Origin of the sequence: Nonomuraea sp. SYSU D8015 (assembly GCF_008065375.1) — a bacterium.
Taxonomy (GTDB): domain Bacteria; phylum Actinomycetota; class Actinomycetes; order Streptosporangiales; family Streptosporangiaceae; genus Nonomuraea.
In genome coordinates, this window is record NZ_VJYI01000004.1 from 556,874 (window position 1) to 582,306 (window position 25,433).

At 69.0% G+C, this 25,433-nt stretch carries 24 protein-coding genes and 1 pseudogene; 22 read left to right on the plus strand and 3 right to left on the minus strand.

All coding sequences use genetic code 11. The features are described from left to right. Nucleotides 1–393: 393 nt before the first annotated feature. From ID574_RS21905 to ID574_RS21990, 18 genes are all read left to right on the plus strand, one after another. Nucleotides 394–3,255: a sensor histidine kinase gene (locus tag ID574_RS21905; RefSeq protein ID WP_223166937.1), complete on the plus strand. Its 2,862-nt coding sequence runs from the start codon at nucleotides 394–396 to the stop codon at nucleotides 3,253–3,255. Further along, nucleotides 3,252–3,674 carry a roadblock/LC7 domain-containing protein gene (locus ID574_RS21910; RefSeq protein WP_188190783.1) on the plus strand — a complete coding sequence of 141 codons (423 nt, stop codon included), beginning with the start codon at nucleotides 3,252–3,254 and terminating at the stop codon, nucleotides 3,672–3,674. Before ID574_RS21905 ends, ID574_RS21910 begins: the two co-directional genes overlap by 4 nt. A gap of 5 nt (nucleotides 3,675–3,679) precedes the next feature. Continuing rightward, entirely contained in the window at nucleotides 3,680–4,105 is a 426-nt protein-coding gene (locus ID574_RS21915; protein WP_442939316.1) for a DUF742 domain-containing protein, read from the plus strand. Then, a complete protein-coding gene (locus ID574_RS21920) occupies nucleotides 4,086–4,673 on the plus strand; it encodes a GTP-binding protein (RefSeq protein ID WP_188190784.1) in 588 nt (195 codons plus the stop codon). The genes ID574_RS21915 and ID574_RS21920 overlap by 20 nt, the downstream gene beginning before the upstream one ends. Before the next feature lie 57 nt (nucleotides 4,674–4,730). Further along, nucleotides 4,731–6,281, plus strand: coding sequence for a signal recognition particle protein (ffh, locus tag ID574_RS21925; RefSeq protein ID WP_188190785.1), 1,551 nt, complete (start codon nucleotides 4,731–4,733; stop codon nucleotides 6,279–6,281). A 508-nt stretch (nucleotides 6,282–6,789) separates the two neighbouring features. Next, nucleotides 6,790–7,230, plus strand: a complete 441-nt coding sequence (rpsP, locus tag ID574_RS21930) for a 30S ribosomal protein S16 (RefSeq protein WP_188190786.1) — start codon at nucleotides 6,790–6,792, stop codon at nucleotides 7,228–7,230. A gap of 1 nt (nucleotide 7,231) precedes the next feature. Continuing rightward, a complete protein-coding gene (locus ID574_RS21935) occupies nucleotides 7,232–7,477 on the plus strand; it encodes an RNA-binding protein (RefSeq protein ID WP_043634919.1) in 246 nt (81 codons plus the stop codon). 70 nt (nucleotides 7,478–7,547) lie between these two features. Beyond that, nucleotides 7,548–8,048, plus strand: coding sequence for a ribosome maturation factor RimM (rimM, locus tag ID574_RS21940; protein ID WP_188190787.1), 501 nt, complete (start codon nucleotides 7,548–7,550; stop codon nucleotides 8,046–8,048). Beyond that, nucleotides 8,048–8,827 (plus strand): tRNA (guanosine(37)-N1)-methyltransferase TrmD, encoded by a 780-nt coding sequence (gene trmD, locus ID574_RS21945; protein WP_188190788.1) that lies wholly within the window; start codon nucleotides 8,048–8,050, stop codon nucleotides 8,825–8,827. The genes rimM and trmD overlap by 1 nt, the downstream gene beginning before the upstream one ends. A gap of 137 nt (nucleotides 8,828–8,964) precedes the next feature. Further along, a complete protein-coding gene (gene rplS / locus ID574_RS21950; protein ID WP_188190789.1) occupies nucleotides 8,965–9,327 on the plus strand; it encodes a 50S ribosomal protein L19 in 363 nt (120 codons plus the stop codon). Between the two features lie 141 nt (nucleotides 9,328–9,468). Beyond that, on the plus strand, nucleotides 9,469–10,338 hold the full coding sequence (lepB, locus tag ID574_RS21955) for a signal peptidase I (protein WP_188190790.1): 870 nt from the start codon (nucleotides 9,469–9,471) through the stop codon (nucleotides 10,336–10,338). Further along, complete coding sequence (gene lepB / locus ID574_RS21960) at nucleotides 10,338–10,931, plus strand: signal peptidase I (protein ID WP_188190791.1); 594 nt, start codon at nucleotides 10,338–10,340, stop codon at nucleotides 10,929–10,931. The genes lepB (ID574_RS21955) and lepB (ID574_RS21960) overlap by 1 nt, the downstream gene beginning before the upstream one ends. A gap of 52 nt (nucleotides 10,932–10,983) precedes the next feature. Next, nucleotides 10,984–11,652 (plus strand): ribonuclease HII, encoded by a 669-nt coding sequence (locus tag ID574_RS21965; protein ID WP_188190792.1) that lies wholly within the window; start codon nucleotides 10,984–10,986, stop codon nucleotides 11,650–11,652. A 39-nt stretch (nucleotides 11,653–11,691) separates the two neighbouring features. Continuing rightward, nucleotides 11,692–12,015: a DUF2469 domain-containing protein gene (locus tag ID574_RS21970; protein ID WP_026215037.1), complete on the plus strand. Its 324-nt coding sequence runs from the start codon at nucleotides 11,692–11,694 to the stop codon at nucleotides 12,013–12,015. Between the two features lie 829 nt (nucleotides 12,016–12,844). Then, the gene (locus tag ID574_RS21975; RefSeq protein WP_188190793.1) at nucleotides 12,845–13,198 is read left to right on the plus strand and encodes a YraN family protein; all 354 of its coding nucleotides are present in this window, start codon (nucleotides 12,845–12,847) and stop codon (nucleotides 13,196–13,198) included. Next, nucleotides 13,199–14,734: a YifB family Mg chelatase-like AAA ATPase gene (locus tag ID574_RS21980; RefSeq protein ID WP_188190794.1), complete on the plus strand. Its 1,536-nt coding sequence runs from the start codon at nucleotides 13,199–13,201 to the stop codon at nucleotides 14,732–14,734. 638 nt (nucleotides 14,735–15,372) lie between these two features. Continuing rightward, the gene (gene dprA / locus ID574_RS21985; protein WP_223166938.1) at nucleotides 15,373–16,788 is read left to right on the plus strand and encodes a DNA-processing protein DprA; all 1,416 of its coding nucleotides are present in this window, start codon (nucleotides 15,373–15,375) and stop codon (nucleotides 16,786–16,788) included. 584 nt (nucleotides 16,789–17,372) lie between these two features. Then, on the plus strand, nucleotides 17,373–18,254 hold the full coding sequence (locus ID574_RS21990; RefSeq protein WP_223166939.1) for a tyrosine recombinase XerC: 882 nt from the start codon (nucleotides 17,373–17,375) through the stop codon (nucleotides 18,252–18,254). 188 nt (nucleotides 18,255–18,442) lie between these two features. Here the strand turns inward: ID574_RS21990 and ID574_RS59940 are convergent, their stop codons facing one another. From ID574_RS59940 to ID574_RS22000, 3 genes and pseudogenes are all read right to left on the minus strand, one after another. Next, nucleotides 18,443–18,982 (minus strand): hypothetical protein, encoded by a 540-nt coding sequence (locus ID574_RS59940; RefSeq protein WP_223166969.1) that lies wholly within the window; start codon nucleotides 18,980–18,982, stop codon nucleotides 18,443–18,445. A 104-nt stretch (nucleotides 18,983–19,086) separates the two neighbouring features. After that, nucleotides 19,087–19,518 (minus strand): annotated as a pseudogene (locus tag ID574_RS62850) (murein hydrolase activator EnvC family protein); the annotation flags it as partial. Between the two features lie 100 nt (nucleotides 19,519–19,618). Next, complete coding sequence (locus ID574_RS22000; RefSeq protein WP_188190797.1) at nucleotides 19,619–20,977, minus strand: MFS transporter; 1,359 nt, start codon at nucleotides 20,975–20,977, stop codon at nucleotides 19,619–19,621. A 67-nt stretch (nucleotides 20,978–21,044) separates the two neighbouring features. Here ID574_RS22000 and ID574_RS22005 point away from each other — a divergent pair, with 67 nt between their 5' ends. The 4 genes from ID574_RS22005 (at nucleotide 21,045) to pyrH (ending at nucleotide 25,411) form a co-directional block, all read left to right on the plus strand. Continuing rightward, entirely contained in the window at nucleotides 21,045–21,662 is a 618-nt protein-coding gene (locus tag ID574_RS22005; protein WP_188190798.1) for a helix-turn-helix domain-containing protein, read from the plus strand. A gap of 573 nt (nucleotides 21,663–22,235) precedes the next feature. Then, nucleotides 22,236–23,165 carry a 30S ribosomal protein S2 gene (gene rpsB, locus ID574_RS22010; protein WP_188190799.1) on the plus strand — a complete coding sequence of 310 codons (930 nt, stop codon included), beginning with the start codon at nucleotides 22,236–22,238 and terminating at the stop codon, nucleotides 23,163–23,165. A gap of 568 nt (nucleotides 23,166–23,733) precedes the next feature. After that, nucleotides 23,734–24,567, plus strand: coding sequence for a translation elongation factor Ts (gene tsf, locus ID574_RS22015; protein WP_188190800.1), 834 nt, complete (start codon nucleotides 23,734–23,736; stop codon nucleotides 24,565–24,567). A 145-nt stretch (nucleotides 24,568–24,712) separates the two neighbouring features. After that, entirely contained in the window at nucleotides 24,713–25,411 is a 699-nt protein-coding gene (gene pyrH / locus ID574_RS22020; protein ID WP_223166967.1) for a UMP kinase, read from the plus strand. Nucleotides 25,412–25,433: the final 22 nt, after the last annotated feature.

The window sequence follows — 25,433 nt, forward strand, 5'->3', positions numbered from 1 at the left end:
AGGTTGCCGGGCGTGAAGCGTACCGGAAGGGGGGATCCGATCGGCAGCACTGCGCCGTGTATAGGGGGTTTAGCTGATGAAGATGACAGATAACGACTATAGACGTAAATATGTGGACAAAGAGTGGTTTACTGCTATATGTCTGACTTGGTGGTCCGGTTGCGCTCCGTGTTCGCGGGTTTGCAAGGTGAACAATGTGTGGGTTGGAACGGTTGAATACGGTCGAGGCGTTGGCTGAACTATGAGGTTTGTGCTCAAATTGGGCCTCGAACTTGCCTGCGATCACTCGTCCCTTGGACGAAGCCGCTGAGACCCCCTGAAGCAGGCCATGGCGAGAGGTTGCCACCAGTGAGGACAACAACGACCGACCCCGGTCGTGGTAGGGCTCCGGACGTGCCCGAAAAGCCGGTGGACGGCGCGGTGCCGGAGGTGACGCTGCCCAAGGCGGGCAGTCCGCTCGCGTTGCGTAACTGGCGTGTACGCACCCGCCTCATCGCTCTCATCGCCGTTCCCACGATCGTGGCAGTCGTCTTCGGAGGCCTGCGCGTCACCAGCTCGATCGGCAGCGCGGAGCAGTACCAGGTCATCGGCGAGGTCGGCAGGCTGGTCGGCCAGTTCGGCGAACTCGCCCGCGACCTGGGCCTGGAGCGCGACCTGGCCGCCCGCTACGCCGCCTCCAACCGGTCGGCGGCCGACAGAGAGCGGTACACCGAGCAGCAGGAGATCGTCGACGTCAACGCCAAGCGCGTCCTGGCGACCGCGCAGACGGTCCAGCCGTCGCTGTCCGACATCGGCCGCAGGAACCTCGACCGCATCAGGGTCCGGCTCAACCAGCTGGGCTCGCTGCGCCAGACGGTGTCGGGGGCGGGCTCGCAGCTGCCGCCCCTGCCGACGATGGAGAAGTACACCGAGACCATCGCCGAGATGCTCCAGCTGTTCGACGAGGTCGCCCAGGGCGCCACGGACGAGGAGCTGATCGCCACCAGCGCCGGCCTGCGCGCCGTCGCCCGGGCCGAGGAAGAGGCGTCCAAGCAGCGCGCGCTCCTGACGATCGGCCTCGTCAAAGGGTCCTTCGACCAGAACGAGTTCCAGGCGTTCCTCGACGCCACCTCCCGGCGCGTCAGTGAGCGGGACTCCTTCTACGCCGTCGCCTCGCTGACTCAGCGGCAGGCGTTCGACAACACCGTCACCAGCGGCAAGATCGCCCGCGCCGAGCTCTTCATCGCCCGCGCCGTGCTGCTGCACAACACCGCCGCCGGCGCCGCGTCGAACGCCGCCAGGGAGCAGTACCTGCGCAGGCTCGACCCCGCCGACAACAAGGACGCCGACACCTGGTTCGAGGCCAGCAGCGAGACCGTCGACCGGCTCCACCAGGTCCAGAAGTCGCTCGGGGACCAGGTGGCCACCCGCAGCGCCGACCTCGCCAGCGCCGACCGGCAGCTCGCCGCGGTCAACATCGGCATCGTCGCCGCCCTGCTGCTCCTGGTCCTCGCGATCACCGCCGTCATGGCGAGCTCCCTCGTCCGGCCGCTCCGGCGCCTGCGCGGTGACGCACTCAAGATCGCCGGTCACACCCTGCCCGATCTGGTCCGCCAGCTGCGCAACACCGACGTCACCCCCGAACAGCTCCACGTGCCGCCCATCGAGATCAACTCCAAGGACGAGATCGGTGAAGTGGCCCGCGCCTTCGACGAGGTCCACCGCGAGGCCGTACGCCTGGCCGGTGAGGAGTCCAGGCTCCGGAGCAACGTCAACGCGATGTTCGTGAACCTGTCCCGTCGCAGCCAGACCCTGGTCGAACGGCAGATCACCCTCATCGACGGCCTCGAGCAGGGCGAGCAGGACGAGCAGCGGCTCGGCAACCTGTTCAAGCTCGACCACCTGGCCACCCGTATGCGCCGCAACAGCGAGAACCTGCTGGTCCTCGCCGGGCAGGAGCCGCCGCGCCGCTGGAGCCAGCCCGTCAAGCTCGTGGACGTCGCCCGCGCCTCGCTGTCGGAGGTCGAGAACTACGAGCGCGTCGTGCTGGAGGTGCCCGAGGGCGTCTCCATCGCCGGCCAGGCCGTCAACGACATCATCCACCTGCTCGCCGAGCTGATCGAGAACGCCCTGTCGTTCTCCCCGCGCGAGACCCGCGTCCCGGTCTCCGGCAGCAGGATCGACGGCGGCGGCATCATGCTGTCCATCAGCGACTCCGGCATCGGCATGACCGCCGAGGAGCTGGCCCAGGCCAACCAGCGCCTGATGGAGGCGCCCACCGTCGACGTCTCGGTCTCGCGCCGCATGGGCCTGTTCGTGGTCGCGAGGCTGGCCCACCGGCACGGCATCCGGGTGCAGCTGCGGCCGCACGGCTCCGGCGGCCTGACCGCCATGGTGCTCATCCCCGAATCCCTGCTCGGCGCGCAGACCCCGTCGTTCGCGGGCTCCGCGCCCGCCGCGAACACCGGCGCCGCCCGGCAGGAGTCGTTCGCCGCGCCGCAGCCCGCGACCGCCGCAGCCGCGTGGCCGGCCACGGGCTACCAGCCGGGCCCCGGGCACCCGTCCTACGAGTCGTACCCGTCGGAGCCGGCGCCGAGCGCCCCCTGGTCCTCGGTGCCGCAGCGCCCCGCCGAGCTCGGCGGCCGCAACGCCGAGCTCGGCGGCCGCAACTGGATGGCCGACAACGCCGCCCCCTCCTCCGACGTGTGGGTGTCCTCGCGCGGGCCCATGACGGGAGACGCCGTCCTGCCCCGGCGGGGCGCTCCGCCCGAGGAGCCGGGCACCGGGACGCGCGGCCCCGAGCCGCAGCAGCCGGCCGCCTCGTCGCAGCGTTACGACTTCCCCGAGACCGAGTCCGCGGCGACGGGGCCCATTCCCGCGGTCAAGCCCGCCTCGGCCGGCGACGAGTACCTGCCGATCTTCGCCTCGGTGGAGTCCGCCTGGTTCGACCACAACACCGACAACGGCGCCACGTGGGGATCGGCCAAGGCCGACGCCGGCTGGAGCGCCGCCGAGGCCGTCGTGGAGCCGGTGCGGGACGGGGCCACCGCCTCGGGGCTGCCCAAGCGGGTGCCCAAGGCCAACCTGGTGCCCGGCTCCGCCGAAGCCGTCTCGGCCCCGAAGGGTGTCGCGCCCATGCCGGCGATCTCGCCCGACCGGGTGCGCAGCCGGCTCTCGAGCTTCCAGCAGGGCTTCAGAGCCGCACGCGACGACATCAGCGAGGGCAGGACCTACGGGTCCGGCCCCAGGAATAACAGTAGGGAGGGGGGCGCGTGAATGACCTGAGCCACGCGGCACGCGGGGTTGACTGGTTAATCACCGACTTCGTCAGTACCGTTCCAGGGGTCGCGCACGCGGTGGTCGTCTCGTCCGACGGGCTGCCGCTGGCGGCGTCGGCCGGCTTCCCGGCCGACCGGGCCGACCAACTGGCCGCCATCGCGTCGGGTCTGGTGAGCCTGACGCAGGGGGCCGCCCGGGTGTTCGAGGGCGGTGCGGTCAACCAGACGATCGTGGAGATGCAGCGCGGGCTCATGCTGATCATGGCGATCAGCGACGGCTCGTGCCTGGCGGTCCTGGCGGCGCCGGACTGCGACATGGGTCTGGTCGCGTACCAGATGACGCTGATGGTGGACCGCGCCGGTCAGGTGCTGACCCCGGCTGTGCGCGCGGAGCTGCGCGCCAGCCAGACCAGGTGATTCAGGTGACGAACTGGAACAGCGGGGGCTGGAACAGCGGCGGTTGGAACAGCGGTGGATGGGAGCCGCCACCGTCTCCGCCCCCCACCTCGGAGCCGGCCTCGCCGGTGCGGCCCTACGCCGTCACGGGCGGGCGCACCGCGCCCAAGGTCAAGCTGGCGATGGAGGCCCTGGTCTCGTCCGCGACCGCCGAGCACAGGGAGTTCTCACACATCACGCCCGAGTACAAGGCGATCAGCCAGCTCTGCCTCCAGGTCAGATCGGTGGCGGAAGTGTCGGCGCTGCTGCGGATCCCGCTCGGCGTGGTGCGCGTTCTGATCGCGGACATGGCGGCGGAGGGCCTCGTACGAGTGCACCAGCCGCAGCTGGATGCGGGTAGGCCGGACGTCAACCTGCTGGAAAGGGTGCTCAGTGGACTTCGCAGGCTCTAGCCCCGGCCTCACCTCGACGAAGATCGTCGTGGCCGGGGGGTTCGGCGTCGGCAAGACGACGTTCGTCGGCGCGGTGTCGGAGATCATGCCGTTGACCACGGAGGCCGTCATGACCGACGCCTCCGCCGGCATCGACGACCTGGGCATGACGCCGCTGAAGTCGACCACGACCGTGGCCATGGACTTCGGCCGCGTGTCGCTGGACCGCGACCTGATCCTGTACTTGTTCGGCACGCCCGGGCAGCACCGCTTCTGGTTCATGTGGGACGACCTGGTGCGTGGCGCCATCGGGGCCGTCGTCCTCGTCGACACCCGGCGCCTGGCCGACAGCTTCCCGGCCATCGACTATTTCGAGGAGGCCCAGCTGCCGTTCATCGTGGGCGTCAACGGATGGGACGGGCAGTACCCGCACAGCGACGCCGAGGTCCGCGACGCTCTGACCTTGGCGCCGCACATCCCGATGGTGCGGCTCGACGCCCGCTCGAAGGACTCGGTCAAGGGCGCGCTCATCAACCTCGTCGAGCACGCGCTCACAGTCCGGATGGCCGTGCCAGGCTGGAGCGGCTAGGAGAGCGGATAGGCTGGAGTCTTAGACGTTCATTCGCTTCGAGGACTGGCCAACCACGTGTTCGAGACGCTTTCCGACCGCCTCACATCGGTTTTCTCCTCCCTCCGATCCAAGGGCCGGCTGTCCGATGCCGACATCGACGCCACCACCCGGGAGATCCGCATCGCCCTGCTGGAGGCCGATGTCGCGCTCCCGGTGGTCAAGGCGTTCGTCGCCCAGGTCAAGGAGCGCGCCCGCGGCGCCGAGGTCTCCCAGGCGCTCAACCCGGCGCAGCAGGTCGTCAAGATCGTCAATGACGAGCTGATCGAGATCCTCGGCGGCGAGACCCGCAGGCTCCGCTTCGCCAAGACGCCGCCGACCGTCATCATGCTCGCGGGTCTGCAGGGCGCCGGTAAGACCACGCTGGCCGGCAAGCTGGCCAAGTGGCTGCGCGAGCAGGGGCACGCGCCCATGCTGGTCGCCGCCGACCTCCAGCGCCCCAACGCCGTCCAGCAGCTCCAGGTCGTGGGCGAGCGCGCCCAGGTCGCCGTCTACGCGCCCGAGCCGGGCAACGGCGTGGGCGACCCGATCGGGGTCGCCCGCACGTCGATCGACGAGGCCAAGCGCCTGAATCACGACATCGTCGTCATCGACACCGCCGGCCGCCTGGGCATCGACCAGGAGATGATGAAGCAGGCCGCCGACATCCGCGACGCGGTCCAGCCCGACGAGGTCCTGTTCGTGGTCGACGCCATGATCGGCCAGGACGCCGTCACCACGGCGCAGGCGTTCATGGAGGGCGTCGGCTTTGACGGCGTCGTGCTGACCAAGCTCGACGGCGACGCCCGGGGCGGCGCCGCGCTGTCGGTCAGGCACATCACCGGCCGGCCGATCATGTTCGCGTCGACGGGCGAGAAGCTGGAAGACTTCGACGCCTTCCACCCCGACCGGATGGCGTCCCGCATCCTCGACATGGGTGACATCCTCACCCTGATCGAGCAGGCGCAGAAGACGTTCGACGAGGAGCAGGCCGCCAAGATGGCGGGCAAGCTCACCTCGGGCGAGAGCTTCACGCTGGAAGACTTCCTCGAGCAGATGATGATGGTCCAGAAGATGGGGCCCATCAAGAACCTGCTCGGCATGATGCCCGGCATGGGGCAGATGCGCGACCAGCTCAACGCGATCGACGACCGCGACCTCGACCGCATCGCCGCGATCATCCGCTCCATGACGCCGGCCGAGCGCCAGGACCCGAAGATCATCAACGGGTCGCGGCGGGCGCGCATCGCCGCCGGCTCCGGCGTCACCGTCAGCGCCGTCAGCAACCTGGTCACCCGCTTCTTCGAGGCACAGAAGATGATGAAGCGGATGGCCGGTGGGATGGGCATCCCCGGCATGCCGGGTGGCCGGGGCAAGGCGGCCAAGGCCCAGAAGAAGAACAAGAAGGGGCGGCGCGTCAGCGGCGACCCGCGCAAGGCGGCCCTGGAGAAGACGGCGTCCGCCGACGGCTCGGGGCAGCAGCCCAAGCAGGGCGGGATGCTGGGCAACCTGCACGGCAAGCTGCCTCCGGGCATGGAGCTGCCGCCCGGCTTCGACCCCTCCAAGCTGAAGCTGCCCGGCCAGAAGTAGACCGCCCCGCCCCGCACCTGCTCCTGCTGGGACGGGCCGCGCTCTGCAGGGCCGTGCGGGGCCTCGCCCGGGCCCGCCGTTTCGGCGTGCGTGCTCTGCGGCTTTGTGCGGCGACAGTCCGTGCTCCGGCAGGCCGCGCTCGTCGGCTCGCGCTCGTCGGCTCGCGCTCGCTCGCGTAGCACGCCGCCGCTTCGATGGCCTGCCCCGGTGGGGCGTGCTGCCCGCGTCCAGTGGATCTGTCGGCTGTCACCGTATTGCCCGGCCGCATGTGCCGGACGCCCCTGGCGAGGCGTGTGCGCCGGATCGTTGCCGAGGCTTTGCAGCGGGCTTCCGCGTGAGGTCGAAGGCAGTGGCGTCGATCTGGCACAATGGCATGTTGGAACACCGTGACCCGGCGGGTGCCCTCTCATCTCCCGCCGGCCGCGTCTGTCCCTGGAGCGTCGTTCAGCCGTGCCCCACTCGGCGAGACGCCGCTCACCCACGCTCGAATGCAGGAGAGACCACACCCGTGGCAGTCAAGATCAAGCTCAAGCGGCTCGGCATGATCCGCAACGCTCAATACCGTATCGTCGTCGCCGACAGCCGCACCAAGCGTGACGGCCGGGCGATCGAGGAGATCGGCCTGTACCACCCGAAGGAAGAGCCTTCGCGCATCGAGGTCAACGCTGAGCGTGCGGCCTACTGGCTGGGGGTCGGCGCGCAGCCGACCGAGCCGGTGCTGAAGCTGCTGAAGCTCACCGGCGACTGGCAGAAGTTCAAGGGCGAGCCGGCTCCGGCGCCGCTCAAGGTCGCCGAGCCCAAGCCCGACCGTCACGCCCTCTACGAGACCGCGGCCAAGGAGGCGCTGTCCGGTGGCGACACCGGCACGGCCGCCACCACGCCGAAGCGGTCGAAGAAGAAGGAAGAGGCCGAGGCCCCCGCCGAGACCCCGACCGAGGGCGAGGCCTGACGTGCTCGAGGAGGCTCTCGAGCACCTCGTGAAGGGCATCGTCGAACATCCAGACGATGTCCGGGTCCGCGCACGCCGCATTCGCAGCGGGCGCGTCCTGGAGGTCCGGGTGCACCCCGAGGACCTGGGCAAGGTCATCGGACGCGGCGGGCGCACCGCCAAGGCGCTGCGCACGGTCGTGAACGCCCTGGCCGACGGGAAGTACGTGCGGGTCGACCTGCTCGACCTGCATGAGGCAGTCCGTTAGCGTCAGGTTTCCGCGCCCTCATCGGTTCGCTGACCGATGGGGGCGCTTGCGTTAGAAAGGGCACATTCACGTGCAGTTGGTCGTCGGCCGGATCGGCCGTCCGCACGGGGTACGCGGTGAAGTGACCGTGGAGGTGCGCACCGACGAGCCCGAGCGGCGCTTCGCCGTCGGCACGTCGATCGCGACGGACCCCGCCGGCAGGGGGCCGCTCGTCGTCGCCGGCCGCCGCTGGCACAAGGGCATGCTGCTGGTGGCGTTCGAGGGCGTGAGCGATCGCGACGTGGCCGGGGACCTGCGGGGCACCATGCTGGTCATCGACTCGGCCGACGTCGAGCCGCCCGACGACCCCGACGAGTTCCACGACCACCAGCTCATCGGCCTGGCGGTGGAGACGGTCTCCGGCGACCCGGTCGGCGAGGTGGAGGACGTTCTCCACCACGGCCAGGACCTGCTCGTGGTGCGCCGCAAGGGCCAGGAAGAGGCTCTCATCCCGTTCGTCAAGGCCCTGGTGCCCGAGGTCGACCTGGCGGGAGGCCGGCTGGTCGTCGATCCGCCGGAGGGCCTGCTGTGATGCGGCTCGACATCATCTCCATCTTCCCGGAGTACTTCGCGCCCCTCGACGTGTCGCTGATCGGCAAGGCACGTGAGCGCGGCACGCTCGACGTACGGGTGCACCAGCTGCGCGACTGGACCCACGACGTGCACAAGACCGTGGACGACACGCCGTACGGCGGAGGTCCCGGCATGGTCATGAAGCCCGAGGTGTGGGGCGAGGCCATCGACGAGGTGATCGGTGACGGCACGCCGCGGATGATCGTGCCGACGCCCAGCGGCCGGCCCTTCACCCAGGAGCTCGCGCAGGAGCTCGCGGGTGAGCCGTGGCTGCTGTTCGCGTGCGGGCGCTACGAGGGCATCGACTCGCGGGTCATGGCCGAATACTCCACGCGGCTGCGGGTGGACGAGGTCAGCATCGGCGACTACGTGCTGGCCGGCGGCGAGGTCGCGGTGCTGGTCATGGTGGAGGCCATCGGCAGGCTGCTGCCCGGCGTGCTGGGCAACGCCCAGTCGGCCGTGGACGACTCGTTCGCGCCCGGGTCCATGCGCAACCTGGTCGAGGGCCCCGTCTACACCAAGCCGCCCGTCTGGCGGGGCCACGAGGTGCCCGCGGTGCTGCTGTCCGGGCACCACGGGAAGGTCGCCAGGTGGCGGCGGGACGAGGCGCTGCGCCGCACCCTGCGTAACCGGCCCGAGCTGGTGGCGGCGATCGACCCCGAGACGCTCGACAAGCACGACAAGAAGCTCCTGGAGGAGCTGTCGTTTCGCATCGCTCCCGAAGATATGGCAAACTGAATCGCTGCCAACCATGATTTGGTTGGTCTGTCATGCCCGGGAAACGGTTCCGGGTTCATCACATCAGCAAGCGCGTCCGCCGCGAGCTTCGGCCGGGTGGACCTCCGCGTGCTCACGAGGACTTGAGGACAGCTCTCATGCACACGAAGATCCAGGAGCTCGAGAAGGCGACCCTGCGCAGCGACGTGCCGGATTTCCGCCCCGGTGACACGCTCGAGGTTCACGTACGAGTCGTCGAAGGCAACCGCTCCCGTATCCAGGTCTTCAAGGGCTTCGTGCTGCGCCGTCAGGGCAGCGGCGCCCGCGAGACCTTCACCGTCCGCAAGGTGAGCTACGGCGTCGGCGTCGAGCGCACCTTCCCCGTGCACAGCCCGGTCATCGAGAAGATCGTGCTCGCGACCCGCGGCGACGTGCGCCGGGCCAAGCTCTACTACATGCGCGACCTGCGCGGCAAGGCCGCCCGCATCCGCGAGAAGCGCGAGACGACCGCCGCGAAGTAGCCTTCGTTCTCACCTGTGGCCCGTGCCCCGCACGGGCCATTCGGTTTTACGGCGGCGTTTCCTTTATGTGGAGCGACTCGTGCGTGGGTGTAACGTCGGTCCAGGCTTGTCGAGCCGATCCATCATCTAGGCTCGTCAGCGATGACTAGCGAGAGCCAGGAGCACGGCGCGGCGCGCCGCCCTGTCGAGGACGAGGTGGACGTGGTCGCGGAAGAGACTCAGAAGCCGGCCAAGGGTGCGAAGAAAGACAACAAGGAGAAGAAGGGGTCGTTCTGGAAAGAGCTTCCCGTTCTCATTGTTGTGGCCCTGGTGCTGGCACTGATCATCAAGACGTTCGTGGTCCAGGCGTTCTACATCCCGTCGGAGTCGATGGAGAACACCCTGCTCAAAAACGACAGGGTCCTGGTCAACAAGCTCGTCTACCACACGCGCGACATCGAGCGGGGCGACGTGGTGGTGTTCTCCGGCGTCGATTCCTGGGACGGTGAGTTCCAGCTGGAGGAGCCGTCCAACCCGGTCGCGGCGTTCTTCCGGTGGGTCGGCACGGCGTTCGGCATCGTGCCCGGCGAGAAGGACTACATCAAGCGGGTCATCGGCGTGGGCGGCGACCACGTCAAGTGCTGCGACTCGAAGGGGCGCATCACGGTCAACGGCACGCCCATCGACGAGGAGAGCTATCTCTATCCGGGCAACGTGCCCTCCGACAGGTTCTTCGACATCACCGTGCCGCCCGGGCGGTTGTGGGTGATGGGCGACCACCGGTCGGTCTCGCTCGACTCGCGCTCCCATACCGGTGACCCGGGCGGTGGCTCCATACCCGAAGGCCAGGTCATCGGGCGGGCGTTCGTGATCGTCTGGCCGTTCGACAGGGCCGATGTCATCGACATCCCCGCGACGTTCGCCCAGCCCGCGCTCCAGGCGCTCGGGGGGTCGGTGCCGTTGGTCGCCGGGTTCGGGCTGGCCGTACCCTTGGTCCTGGTCCGTCGGCGCTGGCTGAAAAGGAGGCGTTGATGGCCGTCACCAAGAAGGCGGAGGGCGTGGGGAAAGAGAAGAAGAAGGGCGGCTTCCGCGAGACGGTGCTGCTGCTCGTCATGGGCGTGGGCATCGCGCTGCTGCTGCAGGCGTTCGTGGTCGGCTCGTTCTACATTCCGTCGGAGTCGATGGAGAACACCCTGTTGATCAACGACCGCGTGTTCGTCAACAAGCTCGCGGGCAAGCCCGAGCGCGGCGACATCGTGGTGTTCAAGGGCTGGAACGGCGAGGACACCATCAAGCGGGTCATCGGCGTCGGGGGCGACCGCGTCAAGTGCTGCGACGCCCAGAAGCGCATCACCGTCAACGGCACGCCGCTGGATGAGAAGTCCTACCTCTACCCCGGCGATTTCGCTTCGGGCGATAATTTCGACGTCACGGTGCCCGCGGGGAAGCTGTGGCTGATGGGCGACCACCGCAGCGCCTCGGCCGACTCCCGGGCCCACATGGAGGAGCCCGGTAAGGGCTTCATCTCGGAAGACGCGGTGATCGGCAAGGCCGTTGTGCGTTACTGGCCGCTGAACCGCGGCTATCTGTTCTCCCGTCCCGACACTTTCGACAAGGTCAAGTAGAGGAGGGTTTCGGTCGCGGGCTGCGGCAAATGGGGCGTACGCTGCCTCTGTCATGACAGTTGCGTTCCGCCCTCGACCGAGCGTCGTCCGGCGCGATTCCGGACTCTACGCCTATGAGCGGGCGCTGGCGCGCCGCGGCCTCACCCCGATCGCCGGCGTCGACGAGGCCGGCCGCGGCGCCTGCGCGGGGCCGCTGGTGGTCGCGGCCGTCATCCTGCGCAAGGAGATCGACGGCCTCGGCGACTCGAAGCTGCTCACCCCGGCGGTGCGCGAGATCCTCTACGACAAGATCACGCGTGTCTCCCACATAGGTATCGTGATCATCCCGCCGGGGGAGATCGACGCCAAAGGTCTTCACAAGTGCAACGTTTCAGGAATGCGGCGCGCTGTCGCACAGTTGCCATGTGACCCGGAGTACATCTTGACCGATGGCTTCCCGGTGCCGGGGCTGCCCGCGCCGTCGCTCGCCGTGTGGAAGGGGGACCAGGTGGCCGCGTGCGTGGCGGCCGCGTCCATCGTGGCCAAGGTGACGAGGGACCGCCTGATGGTCGCGCTCGACGAGCGCTTCCCTCAGTACGGCTTCGCCGACCACAAGGGGTATGTCACCCCGGGGCACCGGCTGGCGCTGGAAACGCATGGCCCGTGTCCCGACCACCGTTACTCCTTCGTCACGGTGGCCAGGGAGATGGGTGAGAATGAAATGGGGGCCGGGGTTGCCTGAGCAGGCAAGCCGGGGGACCGGTACGACAGGAGGACCGCGATGAGCGCAGAGGATCTCGAAAAGTACGAAACCGAGATGGAGCTGCAGCTTTACCGCGAATACCGTGATGTCGTCGGTTTGTTCACATACGTCGTGGAGACTGAGCGGCGGTTCTATCTGACCAACTCGGTCGATCTCGACGTCCGTACCGCGGAGAACGGCGACGTCTTCTTCGATGTGAAGATGCAGGACGCCTGGGTGTGGGACATGTATCGGCCGGCGCGATTCGTGAAGAACGTACGCGTGGTCACGTTTAAGGATGTAAACGTGGAGGAGCTGGCCAAGGCCGATCTCGAGATGCCCAAGGAAGGGTTCTCCGGGTAGACGGGTCCGTCTGTCGATCGGTCGGCGGACGGTCGCGGGCTGGGGTGGCGCGTCTGGGCTCGGGGGTTGGAGACCTGGAGCGTGCTTCGCGGCTCGCAGTTTTTCGGTGGGTTCGCCTCACTTCGCATGGTTTTCTCATTTGGGCGGCCGTCAGGCGGCGCCGCCCGTTTCGGCCTCCGTTCTGGTTGGCCTCCGCCCGCTTCGGCCTCCGTTCGGGCCGGCCTCCGTGCGTTTCGGCCTCCGCGTGTTTTGGTCTCCGCCCGTTTCAGCCTGCGTTCGGGTTGGCCTCCGTTCGGGCCGGTCCCCGGCTCAGATCGGTCGCCGGCCAGGCTAGCCATCGGCGCGCCGGCGCCGCCTGGGTCAGGTGGTAGGCGCGCCGCTTGCGCTCGCCCCGGCGTTGACCACGGGCTCCGTACGGACACCACCCTCGTGGCCGCTGCCCGCCGCCACTCCCGCCCAGGTCGGGTCTCGTCACCTCCCATGAGGTGCTGCCCCGACGCGGCATGACCCACATCAGCCCCCGTCTGCACCTGCGTCCCTCTTCCGCTGAGAAGCTGACTGTTCACCAGCACTCCGACCTTCCGCCAGATGACCGCCTGCCTCCGCCTTTCTCCGCCACCATGCGCTGCCGTTACCGCGACGCCATCGGCATCGGTGCCGCCACATTGATGGCGTCCTTCATCCACAATCCGCATCCCCCTGTTCTCGCTATCCCCAGAACCCCGTTCGGCTCAATGTCCGCCACCCGCATGCGGAAAGGTCGGTTCCCGGATCGCATCGGACCTGGACTCGCACCCGGACCCCGACCTGGACCTGACGGAGGTGGCACATGGCCGCGAAAGACGAGCTCGGCAAACAGGGCGAGCAAGTCGCCGTGACATACCTGGAGGCCGAGGGGATGAGAATCATCGACCGAAACTGGCGCTGTCGCCACGGTGAGATCGACATCATCGCCGAAGAAGGCCCCAACCTGGTCGTCGTCGAGGTCAAAACCCGATCGGGCAGATCCCACGGCACGGCCCTGGAGTCGGTGAGCCGCACCAAGCTGGCCAGACTCCGGATGCTCGCCGCCACGTGGCTGTCCACGCAACCGCGCACGTTCGACGCCGTACGGGTGGACGTGATCGCCTTGGAGCGCTTCGCGGGTGACTTCGCGCTACGCCACGTACGGGGGGCGATCTGAATGGCGGTGGCCCGCACCCGCAGCGTGGCCCTCGTCGGCGTCACCGGTCGCAGTGTCGAGATCGAGGCCGATGTGGGCAACGGCCTGGCGGGCATCCACCTCATCGGCCTCCCCGACACGGCGCTCAGCGAGGCCCGCGACCGCGTCAGATCCGCCGTGGTCAACAGCACATACCCATGGCCCGACGCCCGCATCATCGTCAGCCTCTTCCCGGCCAGCCTCCCCAAACGCGGATCCCAGTTCGACCTGGCCATAGCGGTGGCGATCCTGGGTGCCGCCGGGGTGGTGCCCGCCGAGCGCATCGCGGAGCCGTTCTTCCTGGGGGAGCTCGGTCTCGACGGGCGCATAAGGCCGGTGCGCGGAGTGCTGCCCTCCGTCCTCGGCGCGGCGAAGCACGGAGACGCCACGGTCATCGTCCCCTCGGCCAACTCGGCGGAGGCGGCCCTGGTTCCCGACGTGAAGGTGATCCCGGTGGGAAGCCTGCGCCAACTGGTCGAGTGGCTCCGCAAGGGCGACGAGGTGCCCGAGCCGCAGGTCGACGAGGGGCTGGAGGCGTCCACGGTCACCACCGACCCCGCGGTCGACCTGGCGGACGTCGTCGGCCAGCCGGTCGCCCGCCGAGCGCTCGAGGTGTGCGCGGCAGGCGGTCACAACCTGTGGATGCTGGGTCCACCCGGCACCGGCAAGACCATGCTGGCGGAGCGCCTCCCCACCCTCCTGCCGGACCTCGAACTCGACCACGCCCTGGAGGTCACGGCCATTCATTCGGTCGCCGGCGTCCTGCCGCCCAACGCGCCCATGATGAGCCGGCCGCCGTTCGTCAGCCCGCACCACACGGCGACAGCCGCCGCGATCATCGGCGGAGGCAGCACGATCGTGCGTCCGGGTGCGGTCTCACTCGCCCACCGAGGCGTCTTGTTCATGGACGAAGCCCCAGAATTCCCCCGCCACGTCCTCGACGCGCTGCGGCAGCCGCTCGAGTCCGGCCGGGTGACCGTGTCCAGGTCCGCCGGCTCGGTCACGTTCCCGGCCAGATTCATGCTGGTCCTGGCAGCGAACCCCTGCCCGTGCGCCCAAGCCGAGGACCAGGGCGAAAACTGCAGGTGTTCCCCCACGGTCAGGCGCCGCTACCTCGGCAGGCTCTCGGGCCCGCTCCTCGACCGCGTCGACATGAAGGTCACCGTGGTACGCGCCTCGAGACGCGAACTCATGGCCGACCGCCAGTTCACGGAATCCAGCGCGACGGTGGCCGAACGCGTCCTCGCCGCACGCGAACGAGCCGCCAAACGCCTGGCCGGCACCCCATGGCGAACAAACGCCGAAATCCCCTCATCCTTCCTCCACAGCGACTACCGCCCGTCCCCCGAAGCGATGAAACCCATGACGTCCTGCCTGGACTCAGGCACGCTCACGGCCCGCGGCCTGGACCGCGCGGTACGCGTGTCCTGGACGTTGGCCGATCTCGCCGACAAGGACCGCCCCGAGGAGGACGAAACAACCGCCGCCCTTCACTTCTGGCTAGGGGTGACGTCGTGATCCCCGCCACCCCTTCCACAGCCCTGCCCAAGCACCTCCATCACCCTGAAGGCACCATGACCGGACACCCCATGCCCTCACGCCGGGAGCGAGCCACACAGCCGCCCACACCATCGCCATCAGACGGCTCGCCGCAGGAGACCACACCAAGCACACCTCCGGCCCCACCGCCCAACGCCGAATCAGCTCGACGTAGCCCACCCTCAGTCGTGCCTTCTTCCTCACCGACACCCCCGACGGCACCGAGGGCAGCGATGACAGGGCCTGCGGCGACAGGGCCTGCGGCGACAGGGCCTGCGGCGACAGGGCCTGCGGTGGCGGAGCAGGCGGTGGTGGGGCCTGCGCTAGAGGAACGTGCGCTGGTGGGGCCTGCGGTGACGGGGTCTGCGGCGGCAGGGCCTGCGGTGGCGGAACCTGCGGTGGGACGGGTTGTGGTGGCGGGCCCTGCGGTAGAGGAGCCTGCGGTGGTCGGGCCAATCGCGCCTGGGCCCGTGGCGACGGAATCGGTGGAGGAGGAACCCTCGTGGCCCAGACCCAGCGAGAGGGAGCCGATGAAGCCCCGGCCCTCGGTGAGAACCGATGAAGGCCTGGCCCGAGGGACAGAACCGATGAGGTCCAGGCCCGAGGCGACGGGAACGATGAAGCCCAGGCTCCAGGTGACGAGGGCTGGGGAGTCAGAGCCGGGGGCGAGGGGATCAGCAGGGCTGGCAGGAGAGGAGGCGGTGCCGCGATCGTCTCCGACTACAGCATGGGCGATCGGGCCTGAGCATGAGGCGAGAGCCGCGCTCATGCGGGCCGCGGACGTCGGCGACGCGATCATGGGCCGCCTGGTGGCCCAGTACGGAGCCGTGGGCACGGTCGAAGCGATCCGCGCCCGCACCCTTCCAGAGGAATTCGTGGCCCAGGAGGCACAGCAAGAGCGTCCCCCCGACCTGACCGCCCGCCTGAAGGCCTGGCATGCCCGCCTGGCAGCGGCGAACCCCGCCGCCGACCTCGAGACCGGAGAGAAGTCCGGCGCGCGCCTGATCATCCCAGGCAGCCCGGAATGGCCCACCCAACTGGACCAACTGGGCCCCAGCCGTCCCCTTGGCCTATGGCTTCACGGCACGGCGGACCTCCGCTTCTCCTGCCTCAAATCGGTGGCAGTGGTGGGCGCCCGGTCCGCGACCGCGTACGGCGTGCACATCGCTGCCGAGTTCGGCGTCGGTCTCAGCGAGGCTGGCTGGACCGTGGTGTCGGGCGGTGCCTTCGGGGTGGACAGCGCGGCCCACCGGGGAGCACTCGCGTCCGACTCACCGACGGTCGTGGTCCTCGCATGCGGCGTGGACGTCTGCTACCCGAGCAGCCACGACACCCTCTACGCAGCCGTCAGAGGCCAAGGCGTGGTGGTCAGCGAATGCCCGCCAGGAGTTCATCCCACCCGGGCGCGCTTCCTCATACGGAACCGCCTGATAGCCGCCCTGGCGAGAGGCACGGTCGTCGTCGAGGCCGCGCTGCGCAGCGGCGCCCTCAATACAGCCGGCCACACGTTGTCGCTCAACAGGCACCTGGCCGCCATCCCGGGTCCGATCACCTCGCGCATGTCGGCCGGCTGCCATCGGCTCCTCCGCGAACGCAAGGCGGTATGCGTCACATCGCCCGAAGAGATGATCGAGCTCGTCGGTATCATAGGCGACGACCTGGCCCCGCAGTCCCGAGCCCCTGCGGTCCCGAGGGACAGGCTCAACGACTCAACGAAGAGAGTTCTGGACGCGGTCCCCGCCCGGGGCGGCGCCGGCCCCGCGTCCATAGCGGTCGCGGCTGGCCTGGGCCTGGACACGACCCTGAGCGCACTGGGCGCCCTCGCGGCCGCAGGCTACATCGAGCGCTCTCCGGACGGCTGGCGCCTCCGCAAACAAACGACCACGTATCGGAAGGCATCGGAATCCACCGCCCTGGAATGTCCATCCATTGCCGACGACACGGACCCGACACAGGAACCGCCGTTCCCGGACGAGGACGACCTCGCACGCCGAGAGGACGGTCTCCCCGACCCAGAGGAGGGGGTCAGATGACGGTTCTTTAGCCGGCGCATGGGTCCCCTCGCCCGGCTCCAGCACCGCCCGCAGCACGGCCGGCGCGGCCGGGAATGAAGTGTGGGTGAGCGTCGCCTGCGCGGGCGAAAACACGGCCCGGAAGAGTATGCGGCTGACTGGTCGGGCGAGTGCGAGCTCCGGAGTGGTAGGGCACCTGTGTGGGGGCGTGCTGTGGTGCTGTGGTGGGGAGCTATGGCGGCGGTGTTCCCCGTCCACGCGCCACGCTCGAGGGCCTGTGGTGGTGGACGGCGTTACGGAGGGGCGTCAGTACGGGAGGGTGGCGCGGCAAAGTAGGGGTCACTGGTTTTCGATCGGCTCGTCGGAACCTCGCGCACAGGACAGACTGTGTCCGCGGCCACCGCTCGATGTTCCTTCGAATCACTTCAGGCCCTCGGAGGACCATGCGGTGGCCGTCACCATTTCCGGCGGGCGTCGGCTGGGAGGTTGCGGGATTCGGCTTGTTTGCCGGGGGCCGTCAGGACAGAGTTGTTTCCGCTGAGGTGTTTGGGTTTGGGCCGGGGTGGCACGATCGTGGTGGGTGGAGGTGCAGGACGGGAGGACTTGTGGGCAGGGATGAGGTGGTGGCCGAGTTCGGGCGGCATCTCCGGGTCGAACGCGATCTTTCCCCGCACACGGTTAGGGCCTATTTGACCGATGTCGCCTCTCTTCTCGATCACCTGAACGGGCCGATCGAAGGGCTGGACATCAGGACGCTCAGAGAGTGGCTGGCCGATCAGCACGGGGCGGGGAAGGCCCGGGCCACTCTGGCGCGCAGGGCCGCCTGCGCTCGTACGTTCACCGCCTTCTGCCATCGGCGAGGCTGGCTGCCGGTGGACCCCGGACTGCTGTTCGGGAGCGCCAAGGCGCCTCGTACCCTGCCCTCCGTACTCGATCAGGAGCAGGCGCAGGCCGTCCTGGACGCGCCCGCCACCGCGGAGCCCAAGGAACTGCGGGATCAGGCTCTCATCGAGCTGCTGTACGCGACCGGCGTGCGGGTGAGCGAGCTGTGCGCGCTTGATGTCGATGACGTGGACCGCGACCGGCACGTCATCAGGGTGATGGGCAAGGGGCGCAAAGAACGGTCGGTGCCGTTCGGGCTGCCTGCCCTCCGTGCGCTGGACAGGTGGTGCATCTTCGGTCGGCCGCTGTGGGTGCGGGCGGGGTCGGGGCCGGCGCTCTTCCTCGGGGTGCGTGGTGGGCGCATTGATGCGGGGACCGTACGACGGGTGGTCCATGCTCGGTTGGCGCAGGTGGAAGGGACACCCGACATGGGGCCGCATGGATTGCGGCACACCGCGGCCACCCATCTGCTCGAGGGCGGCGCGGATCTTCGAAGTGTTCAGGAGCTTCTTGGGCACGCGTCCTTGAACAGCACACAGATCTACACCCATGTCTCGATCGAACGACTGCGCGCCGCGTACAAGCAGGCTCATCCGAGGGCTTGAAGCTCCTCCGTTCTTCTGGGACAGGCGCCTCCATGGCGGGGTTGGGTCGGGTTGGGTCATCGCGGGTTCAGGCCGTCCCGGGGGCGGAGGCTCAGGGTGCGGAGCGTTGCCCCCTGCGGGGATCTGAGCCGCGGCGGCTGCGGCGTCGTCCCCGCTGTTTGCGGTGCTGGCCTCTTCGTGGGCGATCCTCATGCCGTTGGGATCGACGGTGGCGGCGTCGTCGTTGGTGCAGGGCGGTGAGCAGGAGGAGCGTTCCCAGCAGAGCGATGGCCAGGCCGATTGTGGGTGCTGGAAGGGGCGAGGTTGAGGCGGTCGTGAGGTAGCCGCTCAGAGGGCTGGACGAGGTGGTGGGGGAGGCTGGCTTGCGTCCCATGGCTGCCGTGAGATGGGGTCCCGCCGTTGCCGTTGCCGTTGCCGTTGCCGTTGCCGTTGCCGTTGCCGTTGCGGGTGCCGTTGCGGCTGCCGTTGCGGGTGCAGTTGAGGGTGCCGTTGCCGGTGACGTTATGGGTGCTGGTGCTGGTGTGGGCGCGGGTGCCGTTGTCCATGCCCATGCGATTGCGGTTGTGGTTGCCTTTGCGATTGCCAGTGATGTTGGCAGCGGGGCTGCCGTTGCTGATGTCGCCAGCGGCGGAGCTGGCGCCGCTGATGATGCCGGCGCTGGCACTGTTGCTGCTGCCTCCAGCGGCGCCGCTGCTGCTGGAGCCGCCGCTGCCGCTGGTGCTGGCCATGGATTGTGCGGCGGTGATGGAGGGATTGCCGGTACTGGGGCGGGTGGCCAGAAAGGGAGCAGGCGGATGGGGGCGTGGCCCAGGAGGAGTAGGGGGTTCAGGTAGCGCCTCTCGCGTAGGAGGCCCCAGTGCAGGCAGGACTCCTGGCAATGGTGGGCTGATGGCTCCAGGACGCCTAGTTCGGCTCCTGGGATGACCTGCTGGCCTCGTTTCACCGATGCGGTGACCGGCATGTAGGTCGTCCGCAGGCCGCCCTCGTGGTCGACGGTGACCACGCCCTTCCCCGCCACAAGGCCGGCGAAGCGCACCGTGCCGGCGCCTGCCGCCAGAACCCGGGCGGATGCAGGAGCCGCCAGGTCGACGCCGCGGTGACCGGCTAGCCAGGGCTCTGGCGGTGGGGTGAAGCGGCGGAGGATCCGGGGGTGGCCGTCCAGCGGCCAGCGCCACTCGTCAGGGGAGGCCCTTGCTGAAGGAGCAGTGAGGGGGACGAGGGCGATCGCGAGGACGAGGGCCAGCAGGGCGGTCCGGGATTCCATGAGCGGAGTCTGGCCGGGGCGACCGGGTCGGTGTTGGGCCGAGCGCCGTTCTGTTGATAGGGGCGCGCTGTGGGGGGGTGCCCTGTGGACAGTGAGTCCGTCAGGGCCAGCGGTTGCGTTTCGAGATCAGGAGATGGTCCACAAGTGGGAGGGACGATGGGGCTGGGGGACGATGGTGGAGTTGGGGGCGCAGACGGTGAGGGCGTAGGGGAGAGGTCCAGATCCAGAGGGTGCTCAGAGCCATGCCGGCGGCGCAGATGAGGATCACAGGGCGGAGGCCCAGGAAGTCGGCGGCCACACCTCCCGCCAGGCCGCCCAAGGCCAGGACGCCCTGGACCGCGAAGGTCGTGGTGGAGTCCACGCGGGCGCGGAGCTCTGGGGGCGTCTCGCGGAGGGTGATCGTACCCATGCAGGTGGCGAAGGCCACCACGATGCCGCCTGTGACGGCACCCGTGATCGACAGGACGGAGAGCTTCCACCAAAGAGGGCCGCTCACGAGGCCTACCGCCAAGATTTCGATGGGGAAGAACAACACCGCCACCAGCAGGATGCGGTTCTCGCCGTAGCGCTTCGCCAGGCGGGCCGTCACCCAGGCGCCCAGGACGCCGCCGATGCCGCCCAGGGCGATGAGGAGGCCGATCATGCCCTTGGGGATGCCGAGGGTGTTCACCATGTACAGCATGTAGACCGCCGTGTACGCCATGGCGAAGAAGTTGATCGTGACGCCCGCGGCCAGGAGTGCGCGGAGCACCGGGTGAGTGATGCAGGCTCGCAGGCCCGTCATGATGTCGCGCCACATGCCCCGGGAAGGGGCAGGCTCGTTCCTCTCAGGGGTGCGGATGGCGCGCAGGAGCAGGGCGGACGTCAGGAACGTCAGCGCCTGCGCCAGGACGGCCAGCGGGGCCGTGAGGATCTGCACCAGGAGGCCAGCCAGGCTGGGGCCGCCGACCGAGGCGACCGAGTGGGAGGCGTGGAATCCGGCCATCGCCTCGGTGCGCTGCGCCGGTGGTACGACTGCCGCCAGGTGCGGGAAGTTCGCCGCCCTGAAGAGCACTCCGGCCGAGCCGATCACCAGGGCCACGATGATCAGCCATATGACGTTGAGGATCCCGAGGAGCCAGGCCACGGGGACCAGGACGGCGGCCGCGCAGGAGACGAGCTCGCACGCGATCATCAGTGGGCGGTGCCGCGTGAGCCGGTCCGCTATCGCGCCCGACTGCAGGCCGAACAGGAGGGCGGGCACCGATGCGGCAGCCGTCAGCATTCCCATCTCGGAGGGAGAAGCGGTCAGCATGGTCACCGCGGTCAGGGGGATGGCGAGCTTGGACACCTCCGAGCCGGTGATCGAGATCGTGCGGGCCGTCCACAGCAGGCGGTAGTCGCGCTGCTTGTGGAGGGGGGACGACGGAGGGGGCTCGGCGACGGCGACAGGGGAGTAGTTATGAAGGAAATGCTTCATAAATTATGAAGGTATCCCTTCATAGTTCTGAAGGCAATGTTTCACATCTGGGCGGTACCTTTGGCGCATGACTCGGGACAGCGACGGGCTGAGTGACCCCAAGGCGATGCGGGCGCTGGCCCACCCGGCGCGGCTGATGATCCTGAACAGGCTGGGCGTCGAGGGCAGCGCCACCGCCACGGAGGTGGCGGAGATCGCCGGCATCACCCCCAGTGCCGCCAGCTACCACCTGCGGATGCTGGCGAAGTACGGCTTCGTCGAGGACGCGCCGCCCCGGGGCGACGGCAGGGAGCGGCTGTGGCGACCCGTGGACCGGCCGCTCAGCGTCGGGATCCGGGCCGACGACCGGCCCGAGGTCCGGGATGCCAAGGTGTCGCTCATGCTGGCGTTCCGGCGGGAGGCCAACGAGGAGGCCGAGCGGGCGCTGACCGAGCTCGACAGGGAGCCGGAGGAGTGGCGCGATGCGACCGTCTTCAACCGTGTCCGGATCAGGGTCGACGCCGAGGAGATGGCCCGGCTCAACGAGGCGATCAGGGAGTTGATCGAGCCGTACGTCGCCCGGCGTCGTAGCGAGGAGGACGCGCCGAACGGGGCCAGGATCGCCGAGGCGCAGGTCAACCTGTTCCCGGTCGCGAAGCGGCCGGTGCCGGGGTTGCCGACCGAGGACCATGATCCACCGGGGTGACCCTCGAATCGTGAGCGTGGTGTTTTCGGCGCCTTTGCGGGAGCGGTGACGGTGGGTGTCTGTGGCCGTGCGGGTGGGTGGTGATGGTGGCGTCGCCCATCTCGTGCAGTGGGTCGTGGCGATGGTGTCTCCGGTCTTGTGCGGTGGGTCGTGGCGGTGATGTCCTCGGTCCTGTGCAGTGGTCCTGACGGTGATGTTTGTGGGCGTAGCAGTGGTGGGGATGGCGCGCTTATGGCGTCGTGCGGGTGCGTGGCCAAGGTCTCCGGGCGGGGGCTGGGGTTGGGAGGGAACGGCCTCAGGGCGGAGCTCCGATGATCCTGGCGTGGTGACGGGCGGGACTGGATGTCCGTTTGACCTCAGACGGTCAGGCTGGGGCGGTGTGGGAGGTAGACTTTTCGATGGCCTGTGACCACTGGCCGACTTCGCATGCCCCACTGCGGACCGCACCATCGGTCCGGGCTCATCGCCCGGCTGGAGCGGGTTCGGGGCATCAGGGCGGCAGCCCGCGTGCTGCCGCGGCACAACCGAGAACCGCGCCCATCCGCAGGGCGCCCAGACCTGGAGGACCAGCAGATGGCCCCCGTCGTCACCATGCGACAGCTGCTCGAGAGCGGCGTTCACTTCGGTCACCAGACCCGGCGCTGGAACCCGAAGATGAAGCGCTTCATCTTCACCGAGCGCAACGGCATCTACATCATCGACCTGCAGAAGTCGCTCTCCTACATCGACCGCGCCTACGACTTCGTGAAGGAGACCGTCGCCCACGGCGGCACGATCCTGTTCATCGGCACGAAGAAGCAGGCTCAGGAGGCCATCTCCGAGCAGGCCGCCCGAGTCGGCATGCCCTACGTCAACCAGCGCTGGCTGGGTGGCATGCTCACCAACTTCTCCACCGTGCACAAGAGGCTTCAGCGGCTGAAGGAGCTCGAGGAGCTCGACTTCGACAACGTCGCGGGCTCGGGGCTCACCAAGAAGGAGCTCCTCATGCGCCGTCGCGAGAAGGACAAGCTCGAGCGCACGCTCGGCGGCATCCGTGACATGGGCCGCGTGCCCAGCGCGGTGTGGGTCGTCGACACCAAGAAGGAGCACATCGCGATCAGCGAGGCCAAGAAGCTCGGCATCCCTGTCGTCGCGATCCTCGACACCAACTGCGACCCCGACGAGGTCGACTACCCGATCCCGGGCAACGACGACGCCATCCGCGCCGTCGGCCTGCTCACCAGGGTCGTCGCCGACGGTGTCGCCGCCGGTCTGATGGCTCGCTCCGGCGCCGCCCGCGGCGACGAGAAGCCGGCCGCCGCCGAGCCGCTGGCCGAGTGGGAGCGCGAGCTCATCGAGCAGGGCACCGGCGAGCGTGCGGCTGACGAGGCCGCTCCCGCCGAGGCCGCCGCTCCCGCCGAGGCCGCCGCTCCGGCTGAGGCTTCCGCTCCGGCTGAGGCCGCCGCCGAGGAGACTGCTCCGGTCGAGGCCGCCGCCGAGGGCGAGACCGAGCAGCAGGCCTGACCCCACGGCGACGGCGACCCCGCCGTCGCCACTGCTCGGGACGACATCTGAACAGAGGCGCATCACCGACGGCCTGGCCGGTCGGCGCAGTGACGGGCAAGGTACGCGTCCGGACTGGGCAAACGACCGTGCCGGGCACGGCGAGCCGGGCCATCCGGCGCCACGGTCAGGCGGTAAGCCAGGCCAAGGCGGTGTGGCGGCGGCCGAGCCAAGGGTGACCGTGCCCCGCTGAGGCGGGGCGGGTGACCGGGGCGAGACGGCGACCCGAACCGGGCGGCGACCCGAGCCCGGGCGGCGACCGGGGCTAGGCGGCGATCAAGGTCAGGCGGCCGGTAGGCCGGGTGGCGATCGGGCCGGTAGGCCGTGAGGTGGTGGCCGAGGTTGGATGGTAGGCCGCGGCGAGGCTGGGCAGTATGCCAGCGGAGCAGCGGCAAGCCCACCCGAGCCCCGAGCACGACAAGGCTCCTGTACGGCACACGCCTGCCGTACCGACCAAGGGTGGGCGACCGGATCCCCGGACGCCCACCCGATCCACGACGACGACGAAATCCCACGAGGAAAAAGAGCAATGGCTTCCGTGAACATGGCCGACGTCAAGCGGCTTCGCGAGATCACCGCTGCCGGCATGATGGACTGCAAGAAGGCGCTCGAGGAGGCCGAGGGCGACTTCGACCGCGCCATCGAGCTGCTGCGCCTCAAGGGCGCCAAGGACGTGGGCAAGCGCGAGGCCCGCACCGCCTCCAACGGCCTCGTCGCGCTCAAGCAGGACGGCGACTCCTCCGCCGCGCTGCTGGAGCTCAACTGCGAGACCGACTTCGTCGCCAAGGGCGAGCGCTTCCAGGAGCTGGCCGGCCAGGTGGTCGCGCACGTCCTGGAGACCAAGCCCGCCGACGTGGCGGCGCTGCTGGAGTCCTCCTTCGACGGCAAGTCCGTCAAGCAGCACCTCGACGAGGCCAACGCCGCGCTGGGCGAGAAGATCGAGATCCGCCGCTTCGCGGTGCTCGAGGGCGGCTACATCGGTGCGTACATGCACAAGACCGACCCCGCGCTGCCCCCTGCGGTCGGCGTGCTGGTCCAGCTGGACAAGCCGAACGCCGACGTCGCCAAGGACATCGCGCAGCACGCCGCGGCCATGGCGCCGCAGTACCTCAAGGCCGACTCCGTGCCGGCCGAGGTCGTCGAGAAGGAGCGCAAGCTCTTCGAGGAGATGACCCGCGAGGAGGGCAAGCCCGAGGCCGCCATCGGCAAGATCGTCGAGGGCCGGGTCAACGGCTGGTACAAGGACTTCACGCTGCTCCAGCAGGCGTTCGTCAAGGACAACAAGAAGAGCGTCGGCAAGTACGCCGAGGAGAACGGCGTCGAGGTCCTCGCCTTTGTCCGCTTCAAGGTCGGTCAGGCTTAGGCTTAGGCAAGCCACCAGCCCAACGATCCACCGAATGAAGGAGGCCGCCGCCGTGCAGGACCATCGGGAGTCAGCCCACGAATCCACGCGGACGGCGGCTTCCTCGTCCCAAAATCCGCTCAACCACCTGAGGTGGAAGCGGGTGATGCTGAAGCTGTCGGGCGAGGCGTTCGCCGGCAGAGAGCCACTGGGCATCGACCCGGTGGTCGTCGATCACCTGGCCGACTCGATCGCCGAGGCGGTCAGGGAGGGCGTACAGGTCGCCGTCGTGGTCGGCGGCGGCAACATGTTCCGCGGCGCCACGTTGTCGCAGGGCGGCATCGACCGTGCCAGGGCCGACTACATGGGCATGCTGGGCACGGTCATCAACTGCCTGGCCCTTCAGGACTTCCTCGAACGGCGGGGCGTCGAGACACGCGTGCAGACCGCCATCACCATGCAGCAGGTCGCCGAGCCGTTCCTGCCGCGCCGTGCCATCAGGCACCTGGAGAAGGGTCGCGTGGTGATCTTCGGCGCCGGGCTCGGCTCGCCGTTCTTCTCCACCGACACCGCGGCGTCCCAGCGCGCCCTGGAGATCGGCGCCGAGGCGCTGCTCAAGGGCACGCAGGTGGACGGCATCTACGACTCGGACCCGCGGAAAAACCCGGACGCGGTCAGATTCGACCACCTCGACTACGGCGAGGTGCTGCTGCGCGACCTCGCGGTCATGGACGCCACCGCGATCAGCCTGTGCAAGGACAACGATCTGCCGATCGTGGTCTTCGACCTCATGGGCGAGGGCAACATCCTGCGAGCGGTCCGCGGTGAGAAAATCGGCACGCTGGTGAGTCCCGCAGGGAAATGACGGAGCGAGCCCGACACCGCCA

What these genes read in the sequence shown, in the direction of transcription:
- ID574_RS22000 (WP_188190797.1), bottom strand. Translation starts at nt 20,977, where the DNA reads ATGAAGCATTTCCTTCATAACTACTCCCCTGTCGCCGTCGCCGAGCCC.
- trmD (WP_188190788.1), top strand. Translation starts at nt 8,048, where the DNA reads ATGCGGCTCGACATCATCTCCATCTTCCCGGAGTACTTCGCGCCCCTC.
- lepB (WP_188190790.1), top strand. Translation starts at nt 9,469, where the DNA reads ATGACTAGCGAGAGCCAGGAGCACGGCGCGGCGCGCCGCCCTGTCGAG.
- ID574_RS22005 (WP_188190798.1), top strand. Translation starts at nt 21,045, where the DNA reads ATGACTCGGGACAGCGACGGGCTGAGTGACCCCAAGGCGATGCGGGCG.
- ID574_RS21975 (WP_188190793.1), top strand. Translation starts at nt 12,845, where the DNA reads ATGGCCGCGAAAGACGAGCTCGGCAAACAGGGCGAGCAAGTCGCCGTG.
- ID574_RS59940 (WP_223166969.1), bottom strand. Translation starts at nt 18,982, where the DNA reads ATGGCCAGCACCAGCGGCAGCGGCGGCTCCAGCAGCAGCGGCGCCGCT.
- ID574_RS21980 (WP_188190794.1), top strand. Translation starts at nt 13,199, where the DNA reads ATGGCGGTGGCCCGCACCCGCAGCGTGGCCCTCGTCGGCGTCACCGGT.
- ID574_RS21965 (WP_188190792.1), top strand. Translation starts at nt 10,984, where the DNA reads ATGACAGTTGCGTTCCGCCCTCGACCGAGCGTCGTCCGGCGCGATTCC.
- dprA (WP_223166938.1), top strand. Translation starts at nt 15,373, where the DNA reads ATGAAGCCCAGGCTCCAGGTGACGAGGGCTGGGGAGTCAGAGCCGGGG.
- rpsB (WP_188190799.1), top strand. Translation starts at nt 22,236, where the DNA reads ATGGCCCCCGTCGTCACCATGCGACAGCTGCTCGAGAGCGGCGTTCAC.
- tsf (WP_188190800.1), top strand. Translation starts at nt 23,734, where the DNA reads ATGGCTTCCGTGAACATGGCCGACGTCAAGCGGCTTCGCGAGATCACC.
- pyrH (WP_223166967.1), top strand. Translation starts at nt 24,713, where the DNA reads ATGCTGAAGCTGTCGGGCGAGGCGTTCGCCGGCAGAGAGCCACTGGGC.
- lepB (WP_188190791.1), top strand. Translation starts at nt 10,338, where the DNA reads ATGGCCGTCACCAAGAAGGCGGAGGGCGTGGGGAAAGAGAAGAAGAAG.
- rplS (WP_188190789.1), top strand. Translation starts at nt 8,965, where the DNA reads ATGCACACGAAGATCCAGGAGCTCGAGAAGGCGACCCTGCGCAGCGAC.
- ID574_RS21970 (WP_026215037.1), top strand. Translation starts at nt 11,692, where the DNA reads ATGAGCGCAGAGGATCTCGAAAAGTACGAAACCGAGATGGAGCTGCAG.